The organism is uncultured Methanobrevibacter sp. (assembly GCF_937906425.1).
Lineage (GTDB): Archaea > Methanobacteriota > Methanobacteria > Methanobacteriales > Methanobacteriaceae > Methanobrevibacter.
The window spans coordinates 1-14187 of record NZ_CALCYR010000252.1 but is presented as its reverse complement, the minus strand read 5'-3'; the positions used below and the strand labels follow the sequence as shown (position 1 = coordinate 14187).

General features: G+C 32.6%; 11 protein-coding genes. 7 read left to right on the top strand and 4 right to left on the bottom strand.

Going from position 1 to position 14187, the window contains the following annotated elements:
- The first annotated feature begins 290 nt into the window (after positions 1 to 290).
- Complete coding sequence (locus Q0138_RS07380; RefSeq protein ID WP_297982785.1) at positions 291 to 3551, top strand: right-handed parallel beta-helix repeat-containing protein; 3261 nt, start codon at positions 291 to 293, stop codon at positions 3549 to 3551.
- Positions 3552 to 3819: 268 nt separating this feature from the next.
- Here Q0138_RS07380 and Q0138_RS07375 read toward each other — a convergent pair whose 3' ends face one another.
- The gene (locus tag Q0138_RS07375; RefSeq protein WP_297982783.1) at positions 3820 to 4071 is read right to left on the bottom strand and encodes a barstar family protein; all 252 of its coding nucleotides are present in this window, start codon (positions 4069 to 4071) and stop codon (positions 3820 to 3822) included.
- 181 nt (positions 4072 to 4252) lie between these two features.
- Positions 4253 to 4714 carry a ribonuclease domain-containing protein gene (locus Q0138_RS07370; protein WP_297982781.1) on the bottom strand — a complete coding sequence of 154 codons (462 nt, stop codon included), beginning with the start codon at positions 4712 to 4714 and terminating at the stop codon, positions 4253 to 4255.
- 412 nt (positions 4715 to 5126) lie between these two features.
- On the opposite strand from Q0138_RS07370, the gene Q0138_RS07365 reads away from it, so the two are divergent.
- A complete protein-coding gene (locus tag Q0138_RS07365) occupies positions 5127 to 6215 on the top strand; it encodes a glycosyltransferase (protein WP_297982779.1) in 1089 nt (362 codons plus the stop codon).
- A gap of 136 nt (positions 6216 to 6351) precedes the next feature.
- On the opposite strand, the gene Q0138_RS07360 is transcribed toward Q0138_RS07365, so the two are convergent.
- Complete coding sequence (locus Q0138_RS07360) at positions 6352 to 7146, bottom strand: helix-turn-helix domain-containing protein (protein ID WP_297982777.1); 795 nt, start codon at positions 7144 to 7146, stop codon at positions 6352 to 6354.
- A gap of 481 nt (positions 7147 to 7627) precedes the next feature.
- Here Q0138_RS07360 and hcp point away from each other — a divergent pair, with 481 nt between their 5' ends.
- The 5 genes from hcp (at position 7628) to Q0138_RS07335 (ending at position 13689) form a co-directional block, all read left to right on the top strand.
- Complete coding sequence (gene hcp, locus Q0138_RS07355) at positions 7628 to 8929, top strand: hydroxylamine reductase (RefSeq protein WP_297982775.1); 1302 nt, start codon at positions 7628 to 7630, stop codon at positions 8927 to 8929.
- A gap of 248 nt (positions 8930 to 9177) precedes the next feature.
- Complete coding sequence (locus Q0138_RS07350) at positions 9178 to 9504, top strand: cupin domain-containing protein (protein ID WP_297982757.1); 327 nt, start codon at positions 9178 to 9180, stop codon at positions 9502 to 9504.
- A gap of 321 nt (positions 9505 to 9825) precedes the next feature.
- Positions 9826 to 11481 (top strand): dihydroxy-acid dehydratase, encoded by a 1656-nt coding sequence (gene ilvD, locus Q0138_RS07345; RefSeq protein ID WP_297982755.1) that lies wholly within the window; start codon positions 9826 to 9828, stop codon positions 11479 to 11481.
- Between the two features lie 259 nt (positions 11482 to 11740).
- Positions 11741 to 12373, top strand: coding sequence for a flavodoxin family protein (locus Q0138_RS07340; RefSeq protein ID WP_297982751.1), 633 nt, complete (start codon positions 11741 to 11743; stop codon positions 12371 to 12373).
- 161 nt (positions 12374 to 12534) lie between these two features.
- Positions 12535 to 13689 (top strand): aldo/keto reductase, encoded by a 1155-nt coding sequence (locus tag Q0138_RS07335; RefSeq protein ID WP_297982748.1) that lies wholly within the window; start codon positions 12535 to 12537, stop codon positions 13687 to 13689.
- 65 nt (positions 13690 to 13754) lie between these two features.
- Here Q0138_RS07335 and Q0138_RS07330 read toward each other — a convergent pair.
- Positions 13755 to 14187: MBL fold metallo-hydrolase (locus Q0138_RS07330; RefSeq protein ID WP_297982744.1), on the bottom strand; the 433-nt coding region annotated here is incomplete at its 5' end.

The window sequence follows — 14187 nt, the reverse complement described above, 5'->3', positions numbered from 1 at the left end:
AATTTTTTAATTTTTTTTATTAATTTAATTTGCATTGAATTTTAAATTATCTTATTCTTTTTTATAAGTTATTGTATTATTTAAAATATTAATTCGTATTTTAACGAAAAGTTTTCAGTAAAATATATATCTTTTCATTAATAATAACTTATTTAAGCAATTTTAGGGGGAAATTGAGTTTAATTTATTTAAGGAGGAATTTTTTGAAAAAACATTATATTTTTAGTCTGTTTATTTTACTAATTTTATTTTTATCAATTGGATCTATTTCAGCTGCAGATGATTTTTCAGTGGATAGTTCTAATAATGAAATTGATTTAAATCAAGCATGGGATGATTCAATATCTAAGGCAAATAATGAAATATTGTCTGATTCTTCTGGCAATATTCATGGTTCTGATTCAGATTCAAGTGTTGAGGATTTTACTGATTCTGATTCTTCTGGCAATGTTTATGGTTCTGATTCTGATTCAAGTGTTGAGGATTCTGCTGATTCTGATTCAACTCTTGAAAATTCTACTGATTCAGCTATTGACAATTCAAACAGGACTTTTGATGAAATCCAATCATTAATTGATTCAGCAAGTGCTGGAGACACCATTCTCTTAAACGGCACTTACACTAGTTCTGGAAATCCAATTACACTAAACAAGTCCTTAACCATTGAGGGTCAGGGATTAACAGTCTTAAATGCCAATAAATTGTCAGAAATACTTAAAATCAAATCTGATAGTTTCACTTTAAGAAATATTGTATTTTTAAATTACAATGGAACCGCTTCCGCCATATCAATAAGCGGCGGAAAGCTTGGATTGATTGAAAACTGTAGTTTTATCAACAATTCAGGAGTTCATTATGGTTCTTCCATTTACGCTCCTTCCATTGATTCATTAAGCATCTCAAATTGTGACTTCAATAATAACTTTGCATACTATGGGGCTGCAATTTTTGCAAACTGTACAGTCTCAGATTCTTCTTTCATTGACAATAAGGCAATCTATTATGGCGGAGCAATTTATGGAAATGCCAATGTTTCCGGATCCACTTTCATAAACAATTCTGGAATGGGAGGTGGCGCAATCTTCACTTGGGAAGAAATTAATGTGGCAAATTCCGCTTTCATCAATAACTCTGCAGATGATGGAGGTGCAATTTGGGGTACTGGAACTGTGGAAAACAGTAATTTTATCCATAACTCTGCTGTATCTGAATATGTTGGTTCAGCTGGCGCTGTATGTGGGAATATTATGGCTATAGGCTGTAATTTCACTGATAACTATGCAGTTGGTCGTGGCGGTGCAATGGATAATGGCTTTGCCCAAAATTGCATATTTATCAATAATTCTGCATACATGGGCGGTGCAATGTTTAGCTGGAATGGAAATATTGCAAAAAACTGTAGTTTCATCAATAATTCGGCTAGCGGTTCAGGTGGAGCAACATATCAAATCACTGTAATCTCCTCTCTTTTCAGCGGAAACCATGCAAACGGTTCAGGTGGAGCAATGTATTATTCTTTGGTTGCAGATTCCATTTTCAAAGAAAACAGTGCCCAATCTTCTGGAGGGGCTTGCTACAATCTTACTGTAAGCAATTGTCTCTTTGAAAACAACTCTGGACAATATGGAGGGGCAGTGGCTAATTCACTCGTTGCAAATTCCATCTTCAATGATAATAGTGCAAGAGCTTATGGTGGAGCAATATCCAATTCAAATGTTTCAGTGGATTGTCAATTCAGCAATAATACTGCACCTGAAGGTTCTGACACCTATGGGGTTGAATGGTTTAATCAAAGCCATGGAAAGACAATTGCCGATTTAAATGAGCTTATAAACAATAATTCCGATTCTGAAGTCTATCTTGATGGAAATTACAGCTTCTATTTTGGCAGTGACATTTCCTTCATGGACGGCATTGTAATCGACAGGCCATTGACAATTTACGGCAATGGATTTGCAATTGATGGCGGAAACTATTCAAGAATATTCTTTGTGGATTGCAGTGATGTTGTATTCAGGGACCTAATAATTAAAAATGCCAATACAACAGGTTTTGGCAGTGCAATTAGAGGCTTGTCCACTGCAATCAACTGTACTTTTATAAATAATTACAATTATGCGGTCTATAATGTAAATCTGATCAATTCCAGCCTTATAAATAATACCAAGGGTGGAGCTTATGTTGAATTTATTGATTCCTATTCAGTTATCGGCTCTAAATTTATAAACAATTCTGCATTTGACTATTATGGCAATCTTTATATTAGGGGAGTCAATTCCTCTTCCATTATAGGATCAAGCTTTATTAACAACACTGCCCTTGATGGAGGCGCTCTCTATTTGGAGGATGTCAGGAATTCCACAGTTGAGAATTCCGCATTTGCAGGAAATCTTGCATATTTCTATAAGGGAGGAGCCATATATGATGCTTCTATCGATTCAAAAATCCTGAATTGTACATTTAGGGAAAACCTGGCATCCAACATTTATGAGTATGAATGGCATTATGGAGAGGGAGGTGCAATATACTCCGCTGCAAGAAATTCCTTAATTGAGAATTCATCCTTTGTTTCAAACAAGGCATTGGGTTATGGAGGAGCCATATATTCCAATAGTTCTTCAATGGCGATTAAAAATTCTGATTTTAGAAATGGTTCAGCCAATTATGGCGGTGCAGTTTACGGTCCTTGCCATATTGTAAATAGCAGATTTACATCAAATTGGGCTAAATACAATGGCGGTGCTGTTTATACCAATGGAAAGAATTGTATCATTGAAGGTTCTAACTTTACTAAAAATAATGCTTCAAACAAGGGTGGAGCTGTAGCATATTCCTTAAATTCTACAGGCAAAATAAGTTCATCCATCTTTAAAGAGAATCATGCCGGAGCTGATGGGGGAGCAATTGACTGGAACTTGAAGGCAAAGAACATTTCATCTTCCAAGTTCATAAACAACACATCCCCACGTGAGAATGACATTAGCGGCCTTTATACCATAAAGATTTCCAAATCAGGTACATATGCAGGAAATCTCCTCATAACAATGAGGGTCTATAATGCATTTACATCAAAATATGCTAAAAAGGCAAATATTATATTGACATTTACCAGCTCAAAGGGCAAACAGTACAATAGGACTGTAACTACCAATGCAAAAGGTCTTGCCAAATATTATGTTGCATTGCCTGCCGCCAAATACACAGTCAGGTTTAATTCAAACTTTGATTTGGGCAAGAAATTAACTATTACTGTAAAATCAGTCAAGGCAAAACTTACAGCATCTAAATTGACTGCCAAATACAAGTCATCTAAGAAATTCAATGTAAATGTCCGCATTTATAAAAAAGGTAAAAAGCTTACAAATGTAAAGATTGCCTTAAAGGTTTATACAGGTAAGAAGGCGAAGACCTATTATGCCTACAGTAAAAATGGGGTGGCTAAGTTCAGTGTTTCCTCCCTTTCCAAAGGCACTCATAAGGTTTTTGTCTCATCAGCCCTATCAAGTGTTAAGGCAAGTAGAATAAGGAGCACTATTGTTATTAAAAAATAAGTTGAATACAATAAAAAGAGTATAGTTTGGAAAATTCCCAAACTATATTTATTTTTTTAATTAAATTTTATTTCTTTAATTCTTTTTTTAAATTCAAATTCATAATTTGATTTGATTTCTTTAGATTAATTAATCTTTTTTTTAAAATAAGTTTAAATTCTCTTTTTTAAAATAATTATAATTAAAAATAAGTTTAAATTCTCTTTTTTAAAATAATTATAATTAAAAATTAATTTAATTTTATTTTAAAACAGTTTTATTTCCATAATTAATCTAAAACTAAATCTATGTTAGAATTTTCTTTATTTGCATCAATAAAAGTATCTATTAAACTTTTATCTAATTTTTCACTGTCCTTTATAATAATTGTTTTATTATACAATTCAGTTAAACAGTCAAATAAAGCATCCAAGTTTTCTCCATAATAATCTGGAAATTCAAGCTTTTCCTTTATGTATCCATGAGGATTTTCCTCCATATCCTCTGCAAACAAGACTATTTCATTCATGTTATCTATCATTTTTTTAAGTCTCTTTCTTTCTCTTCTCTGTTCTAAAAGTTTATTTGCCATAGTAATCATTAAAATAAAAAAATAAAAAGAAGATTTAAGATAAAAGTTTTTACTTTATAATTTCTTTTTTTATTTTAGATTTAAGCTTTTATTTAAAATTAAACTCCTTTTTAAAATTATTGACCTTCTTTTAAGTCAGGTGTTCAAAGCTTGCGTAATGATCTCCTGTGTAATAAACTTCATAGTCGTCAGTTGAGTAAACTATTCTTTTAGCTCCTCTGCTGCTTGCTCCTAAGGTGTCAATGTCACATTCCTTATATTCATGGGTTATAGGAAGTATTGATTGACGATTTGAAAAGGTGTCCCCTCCAATACATTTTCCAGGAGCGTATTTTTCCACACTTCCGCCATGCCATCCAAGAGCTTGGGCTTCACTTTTAGTTATGTAATTTGAAGGAAGTTTATGATATTCTTCAATATAGGCTGCAACATCTTCTTTAGAGTCGTATGTACCATCTTCTGTAATATTAAGAGCATCTGCACTAAGGGTGCTACTGTCGGAGGATGAAGAATCATCTCCAATACATCCACTTACTGCAACTACTGCAAGAAGTATTACAAGTATTAATCCAAGTATTTTGTAATTTTTCATTATAATCCCTTTTAAAGATTTATTTAATGTTATTTTTAATTTTTATTTTTTATTAAGTTTTCTTTATTAAAATTCAAATCCTTTATTTTTTATTTTTAATTAAGTTTTTTTTATTAAAAAATTTAAATCATTATTTTATTTCATTGCTTACAAACAAATCTAATTTTCTTAAAGTATATAAAATATTATGAATATAAATAAAATTGCAAATTTAATTGGAATGGTTTTTTTAAATTAGTTTTATAAAGTTTAAATTAATTTTAAAGAATTTTATATCTTTTATTCTTTTTTTTAAATTTAATTCTAATTCTAAATTGATTTTTATTATTTTATTTTACTTTAATTTAATTTTAAAGTTTATATTGTTTTAATTATTTTACTTTAATGGGGATTAAAGACTAGAGGAATTTTTGTGGCTCGAAAAGTTTTAATCATTGTAACCGGCAGAGGTTTAGGCGGAGATGCAGGAATAGCATTGAATGTTAGAAATGCTCTTGTTAAACGTGGAATAGAGTGTGAAATAGCATTGGATGAATCTGCTCCAGGTATTCTATTTAAAAAGAATAATCTTACTTGGAATAAGGTAATCATACCTCAGGCTGGAGGACATTCTGCAACTTTTAAAACAACTGTTAAGGCAGCTATTCGAGCAGTTCGCGCTGTTTTTAAAACAAGAAGCCTTATTAAAAGGAAAAATTATGATTTGGTATTAGGCATTCTTGGTGGCGGAGCTATTGTAGGCGCTTTGGCTGCAAAACTTTCACGCACACCTTCTGTAAGTCTTTTGATTACTCCTCTAGACACTAAAATCTGTGGTAAGATTGGAACTCCAATCATATTGCCTGAAAACAATCTATTTTTAGCAAATCAAATTCCAGAGAAAATGGTTAAATCATTTTTACCTGTAAATGACAATATTCCTTTAGGAGATAAGCAAAAGGCTTTGGACAAGTTAAAACAACACTGTGCTGAAATTAAAAAAAGCAATCCTGATGCTATGGAATTTGATGAAAATAAACAAACCATTGTTTTCTCCTCAGGATCCAGTTTATTTGAAAAGACTGCACAGGCAATTGATCAGTTTTCCAAATACAGTGACAGGTTCAATCTTGTTTTATGCGGCGATCCTTTGGAAGAATCCTTCCATAAGTATATTGATGAGACTAAAATAATCAATGTAGGATTTATCGATTGGGTAAATGACCTCCTGCACTTGGCAGATTTGGCTGTACTTACCAATGACGGTCTTATGCTTCATGAAGCTATGGTATGTAACTTGCCTGTTGTCATTCTTAAAAGGGTAAAATATGGCAGGTATCACGACATGGTTTCCATCTTTAAGGGAGCAACTATAGAATGTGACCTTGAAGACCTTGATGAAGCTATTTTTGATGTCGTTGACAATTATGATGAGTATGCTAAAAATACAGCTATTTATAAGGACGCCATATTGAATGTAGGGGATAATATAGCTGATATTGTTGAAAATTCTTTTAAATAGGCTTTAGAATTTTTTTAATTCATTCTTTTTTTTATTTAATTCATTCTTTTTAATTTAATTCATTCTTTTTAATTTAATTCATTTTTTAATTCATTCTTTTTAATTTAATTCATAATTTAATTCATTCTTTTTTTATTTAATTCATGCTTTTCTTCTTTTGTTTAATTCTATTGAATTGATTTACAAAACGTTCGTCGAAGTTTTTACAAATGTCCTTGTACTGGTTCAGCACTCCCACTGCTGTTTCAGGCAGAACAGATTTTTCAGTTCCTGTGAATTTGACAATTGTTCTAAAGAGTTCTTTTTCGTCTCGAATTATTATTTTTACAAATGGAATGTCTGCTTTAATTATCTCAAGGTTTTCCAGTTTTGCATCCTCAAAGAGTTTTATTATATCTATTCTTTCCTGGTTGATATAGCAGTGTGAACTTGCAAGTATTCTGATAGGAATGTTTCTTGGGATTGAATTGAATGCCTTTATCAGTTCCTCTGCCTCACCTTCAAGCAAAAATCCTATTCTCATGTTTATTGATTTTCTTGCCCTTTTTATTATTTCAACTTCATTGCTGATTATGTTGTCGCTTGTTTTAATCAACCATATTGGAGCCTGCACTTCTGATATTTTGTTGTTGTATATTTCATCCAGCTTTTCTTCTGAATCTTCAAGTTCCTTGTTCAGTTCCGCTTTTTTCTTGCTGATTATGTTTTTTGGAGATACTGCCTTGTATTCTATCGGTCTTGTTTTGGTTATTGTTACAAATCCCTTTTTATTCAGTTCCTTTAGGGTATTGTAGATTTTTGATCTTGGTATTTCAGAGACTTCAGCTATTTCGTTTGCCTGGCCCTCTATTAGGTTTGTTATTCCAATGTAGGCTTTAGCCTCGTATCTTGTCAGACCCAGTTTCTGTAAGGATTCTATTATTTTTTCCATTAAAACCATCCCCTATTTTTAACTCTTTATCCTCATTTTGATAGTTTTATTTTTTTATTAAATTTCAGTTTTATATTCTTATTTGAATTTTTTTATTTTTTTATTAAATTTGAGTTTTATATTCTTTTATTTGACATTGATATTTTTGAAATTATTTTATAAATATATTTTGTTACTTTTTACCCTCAACTAGTTACAAAATATTTAAATGCTCTTAATTCTTACTTAACATATCGAAGGATTAACTTGAAAAAGTTTTTGAAGAATTGTGACTTTTGTTAAAATTTCTAATTTAGGCTTTAAATTTATTTTTAACTTAATTTAAGCTTTAAATTTAATTTTAATTTTAATCTCAAATTTAAATTTAATTTTAACATTAATTTAAGTTTAAATCTTTATTTTAAATTTATTTTAAGTTTAAATTTAATTTTAACTTTAATCCAATTCTCAATTGCTTAATTAAAAATAGGATGTGTGTTAAATGAGTGAAGATTTTAATATGTTTTGTTATCAATGTTCCCAAACTGCAAGAGGTAGCGCTTGTACCGTAAAGGGAGTATGTGGAAAGGATGCTCTTGTAGCCAGACTTCAGGATAATTTGATTTTTGCAATGAAAGGTATTTCAGCTTACAACTATCATGCTAAGGAATTGGGCAAAACCGATGCTGAAGTTGATGAATTCTTAACCAAGGGATTATACTCCACCCTAACCAATGTCAATTTTGATGTTGGGGATCTTATTCAATTAGGTTTGGATGCTGGTGAAGCTAACTTTAAAGTAATGAAAATGCTTAAGGAAGCTCATATTGAAGCTTATGGAGAACCTGTGCCTGCTGAAGTTAAGGTAGGTGCTCAAGGTGGTCCTGCAATCATTGTAACCGGTCACGATCTTAAGGCTTTAGAGGAATTGTTAAAGCAAACTGAAGGAACTGATGTAAAGGTTTACACCCACAGTGAAATCTTGCCTGCTCACGGTTATCCTGAACTTGCAAAATACGAATCCCTTGCCGGTCAAATCGGTGGTGCATGGATTGATCAAAAGAAAGTCTTTTCAGACTACAATGCAGCTATTTTAGGAACTACAAATTGTGTATTACCTCCTAAGGATGCATATGCAGACAGATTATTCACTATGGATATTGTAAAGATTCCTGGTGCTGCAGTTATTGAGGATTATGACTTCAAGCCTTTAATCGATAAGGCAATTGAATTGGGGGGTCCTGAAGCTGAGGAACTTAGTTCTGTAACTACAGGTTTTGGATTAAGCACAATATTGTCTCTTGCTCCTAAGATTAAGGAATTGGTATTGGATGGTAAAATCAGAAGATTCTTCCTTGTTGCAGGTTGTGACACTCCAAATCCAAGAATGAATTATTATAGGGAATTTGTAAAGGAAGTTCCTGAAGACTGTATTGTATTGACCTTGGCTTGTAACAAGTTCAGATTCAATGACCTTGATTTAGGTGATATTGAAGGAATTCCAAGACTATTGGATTTAGGTCAATGTAATGATGCAATTGTAGCTATTGAACTTGCTGTTGCATTATGCGAATTGTTTGAGATGGAATTGAATGAATTGCCTCTTACAATTGTATTGAGCTGGATGGAACAGAAGGCTGCAGCTATTCTTTGGACATTGTTATATCTTGGAAAAACAGATATGTTTATTGGTCCTGTCCTTCCTGCATGGGCTAATGAGGATATTTTAAACGTTTTGGTTGGAAACTATAATTTAACTCCAGTTTCAACTCCAAAAGAAGACTTAAAAAAGATTCTCGGATAATTTTTAAAACAGAATAGGATATTTTATTTAAATTATGGGAAAGTTTATTTAAACCAGATAAGATACTTTATATTAACTAGGTTATTTATTAAACTATGAAAATAAGTTATTTAATTTAAATAATTTCATTTTTAAAGATTAAAATTTATTTTATTTAAATAATTTTATTTTTAAATATTATTATTTATTTTATTTAAATAACTTATCCTAAAACTTTATTTTTCAAAAATTTAAAAGGAGAGATTTCTATGGCTGATATTAAAGGAAAAGCAATAAATATAGAAGATTTAGTTGAATATCAAGATGATTCTGTAGTTAGTATGGAAGTGATTAAAAAGGAACTTGGAACCGTAACCCTTTTTGCATTTGATCAAGGTCAAGGTCTAAGTGAACATAGCGCTCCTTTTGATGCTATGGTTCAAATCATTGATGGTGAAGCTGAAATAAGCATAGATGGAAATCTAAACACTGTCAAAAAAGGGGAAATGATTATCATGCCTGCAAACATTCCTCATGCTTTACAGGCTAAAAACAGTCCTTACAAAATGATTTTAACCATGATTAAATCTGATTAATTTTTCATTTATTATTTTTTTTATTTACTATTTTTATTTATTTGGTCAATTTAGACCATATTTTTATCTTTTTGCTTTAAAACGACTTTTTTATTTTTATTTTTCTTTTCACATTTTTCCTAAATTCATTAACCCATTTTTCCATACCGTTTTTAGATTTTAAAGAATTTGTAATTTTATCAATAAAATAAATTTAATAAATAGTAATTACTAACTATTATTAGAAAATATCTTTTTGATTTTTAGATTATTTTTAAAATTTAGTCAGTTAAATTTTATTTTTTTTCTGATTTAAAAATTATTTTTATTTGGATGATTGTTATGCAAAGTGATAAGATTAAAGAAGGTGTTCAAAGAGCTCCACACAGATCACTTTTACGTGCATGTGGACTTAAGGATGATGATTTTAAAAAGCCATTTATTGGCATAGCAAACAGTTTCACTGAAGTTGTACCTGGTCACATACATCTTAGGGATTTGGTTGAGTATGTGAAGGAAGGCATAAGAGCTGCTGGAGGTATTCCTTTTGAATTCAATACAATGGCTATCTGTGACGGAATAGCCATGAACCATGAGGGCATGAAATATTCACTTGCCTCCCGTGAAATTGTTGTAAGCACTGTTGAAAGCATGGCCATGGGACATTGTTTTGACGGTCTTGTATTGATGCCAAGCTGTGACAAGGTTGTTCCGGGCATGCTGATGGCTGCTGCAAGATTGGATATTCCATCAATCTTTGTAACTGGCGGACCTATGGCTGCAAGTTCATATAAGGGCAAAAATGCAGATTTAATCACTGTATTTGAAGCTGTAGGCGAATTATCCTCAGGCAAAATCACTGAAGATGATTTATATGAATTGGAATCCTGTGCATGTTCTGGTGCTGGAAGCTGTTCAGGTCTTTTTACAGCAAATACCATGGCTTGTGTTACCGAAACCCTTGGTATGAGTTTGCCATATTGTGCTACAAGCCTTGCCCTTTCAGATGCTAAAAAGGATTTGGCTCGCAAATCCGGTGCAAGAATTGTGGAAATGGTTAAGGAAGACTTAAAGCCTTCAGACATCATGACTCAAAGCGCATTTGAAAATGCAATTTCAATGGATATGGCTCTTGGCGGAAGTAGTAACACTGCCTTACACATTCCAGCTATTGCATATGAGCTTGAGGAAAAGGGAGTCTATGCAAATCTTGACTTGTTTGAGGAAATAAGCAATAAGGTTGCTCACATTGCCCTTTTATCCCCTGCAGGTCAGGATACAATGGCTGATTTGCATGAGGATGGAGGCATTCCTGCAGTATTGAAGACAATCTCCTCCAAATTGGACACTTCAGTCATGACCTGTACTGGCAAGACTCTTGAAGAGAACCTTAAGGATGCTGAAGTCAGTGGAAATGGTGTTATTCACAGTTTGGATGATCCTATTCATGAGGCTGGCGGACTTACAGTATTGAAGGGCAATCTTGCTCCTAATGGTTCAATCGTAAAGTCTGCAGCAGTTCCTGATGACTTGATGTATCTTAAGGGTCCTGCTAAGGTTTATGAAAGTGAAGAGGATGCTGTTGAAGCTATCTTCAATCATGAACTTAAGGAAGGAGACATTCTTGTAATCAGATGTGAAGGACCAAAGGGAGGTCCTGGAATGAGAGAGATGTTAAATCCAACATCTGCAATTATGGGAATGGGCATCAAGAATGTCGGTTTGATTACTGATGGAAGATTCTCCGGAGGAACCAGAGGGCCTTGCATTGGCCATGTTTCTCCAGAGGCTAAAAGCGGAGGTCCTATTGCTGGACTAAAGGACGGAGACATAATTGAAATTGACATAAGAAATGGAAATCTTAATGTTGAATTGTCTGATGAGGAATTGAAGGAACGTATTGCGAATGCTGACTTGCCTGAGAAGGAAGTTAAGGGTTGGTTGAATATTTATAGACGTTCTGTATCTTCTGCAGACGAAGGAGCTATTTTAAGATAGTTTTACTTTTAAATCTATTCTGATATTTTTTAATTAATTTTAATTCTATTTTAAGATAGTTTTTTAATTATTTTTAATTTTTATTAAATTAGAAAATATTAAATTATTTTTTAATTTTTTTAATTCAAATTAAAATTTTTTTAAATTAAAATTTAATTTTATAAATTAAAAATCAAAAATATTGATTTTTATATTTTTTCAAGTGCTTTAAAGCACTTTACTCTTTTTTTAATTTTACAAGTTTATTCAGGTTTTTAAAATGAAAGTTATTTTAGTTAATGGCAGCCCTAATCCAAAAGGATGTACCTTTGTTGCACTTTCTGAGGTTGCAAAGGTTTTAAATCAAAATGATATTGAAACAGAAATATTCAACATAGGCCGTAAGGATATTAGGGGCTGTATAGATTGTAGAAAATGTGCTGGAAAAGGTTATTGTGTTTTTGATGACATTGTAAATGAATTCATTGACAAGGCTGAAGAGGCAGAGGGATTTGTATTTGGCGGACCTGTCTATTACGGTTCAGTAAATCCGACCTTGACCAATTTCATGACAAGATCTTTCTTTGCTTCATTTTTCGGCGGAAAAAGGATTTTTCGTTTAAAGCCTGCAGCTGCAGTTGCAAGTGCACGCAGGGCAGGAACAATGACTTCATTGGACATTATCCAAAGATTTTTCTCTTGGGGGGAAATGCCAATAATCACCTCAACCTATTGGAATGAAATTCATGGAAACACAGCTGAAGAGGCTTTGCAGGATGAGGAAGGACTTCAAACCATGCGCAATTTAGGAAATAACATGGCTTGGTTTTTAAAAATTAAGGAATTAAGCTTAAAAGAAGGTATTGAATTGCCTCAATCAGAAAGAATATATCACACCAATTTCATCAGATAATTAAGAATTCGCTTAAAATTAAGTGTTTTGCTTAGGTTTTTTTTTATTTTGTGATGATGAAGAGGTATAATAATTAATTCTAAAATTTATTATTTTTTTTATTTGGGGATTTTAGGATTTTATTTTAAAATTTATTATTTTTTTTATTTAGGGAGGATATGATGAAGTATAGGAAGTTAGGTAAAACTGGGCTTCAAGTAAGTGAAATAGGATTTGGAGCTGAATGGCTTAGAGAAAAGCCTGTTGAAGATGCTATAGCACTTGTAAACTACTGTCACGATGAAGGAGTTAATTTTCTTGACTGCTGGATGAGTGAACCTGATGTTAGAACAAACTTAGGGATTGCCCTCAAGGACCAAAGGGAGGACTGGATCATTCAAGGCCACATAGGTTCAACCTGGCAGGATGAGCAATATGTCCGTACACGTGAAATGGACAAGGTCATCCCTGCATTTGAAGACCTTATGGAACGTCTTCAAATGGATTACATTGACTTTGGAATGATTCATTATGTTGACCAATTGGATGAGCTTGAATCCATTCTCAATGGAGAATTCATGGAATATGTTTACAGCCTAAAGGAGGCTGGAACAATAAGGCATATTGGATTAAGTACCCATTCCCCTACAGTTGCATTAAGGGCAACTGAAATAGAGGACATTGAACTTATAATGTTTAGCATAAACCCTGCATTTGACATGCTGGCCTCACTTAATGACATTGTTGAATATGTTGAGGAGGAACATTATCTTGAAAATGATGAATTGCATGGGGTAGCTCCTGAAAGGGCTAATCTTTATCAAATATGTAAGGAAAAGGAGATTCCTCTTGTTGTAATGAAGGGTTATGCCGGCGGAAGACTTTTATCTGCTGAAGATTCTCCATTTGGAGTTGCCTTGACTCCTGTTCAGTGCATTGAATATTCATTGTCACGTCCTGCAGTTGCTTCAATCATGGTTGGTCCTGACAATGTTGAGGAGATGAAAGGAGCCATTGCATATGAGACAGCAAGTTATGCAGAGAAGGATTATGCATCTGTTTTGGTAAATGCTCCAAGGAATTCCTATGAAGGTCAATGTACCTATTGCGGCCACTGTGCTCCTTGCGTTTCAATGATCGACATTGCTATGGTAAATAAATTTTATGACCTTGCAAAGGGGCATGATAAGGTTCCGGAGTCAATAAGGGCTCATTATAATGAAATGGCTTTTAATGCTTCTGACTGTATTGAATGCGGAGCATGTGAAGACCGTTGTCCATTCAATGTAAAAATAGTTGATGTTATGAGAAAGGCTAATGAATTGTTTTCAAATTAGCTTTTTATTCTCTTTTTTTTAGGTTAATTTGTAAAAGAGATTAAATATATTTTAATACATATTTTTCAAAAAGAAAAGACTGTTAACAAAAATACTTTGTCAACAGTCTGAGGAATTATATTATTAATTCCTTTTAATTCTTCTGCTCCTAATTCTTCCTCATTCACATATATTTTTGCATTAGGGAAAGATGCAAGTTCTCCAGAATGATCATTGTGTCTATGAGTTAAAAGTATTTTTGTTACATCTTCAGGTTGATATCCAAGTTCCTTAAAAGCATCCATATAACTTGAAATATCTTTTCCTGTATATATAGCAGTATTTTCATCAGGTGTTTCCTCAGGTGTTCCAAAAGGTAATCCTGTATCAACAAGTATAATTTCGTCTCCTGTATCTATTAGATAATTCGTTAATCCAGAACGATATTTCATATTTTTATCGGACTTATCCATTCCTTCTTCTCCACCAAATACAAAAGGTTGCGTTGCAAAACCACCT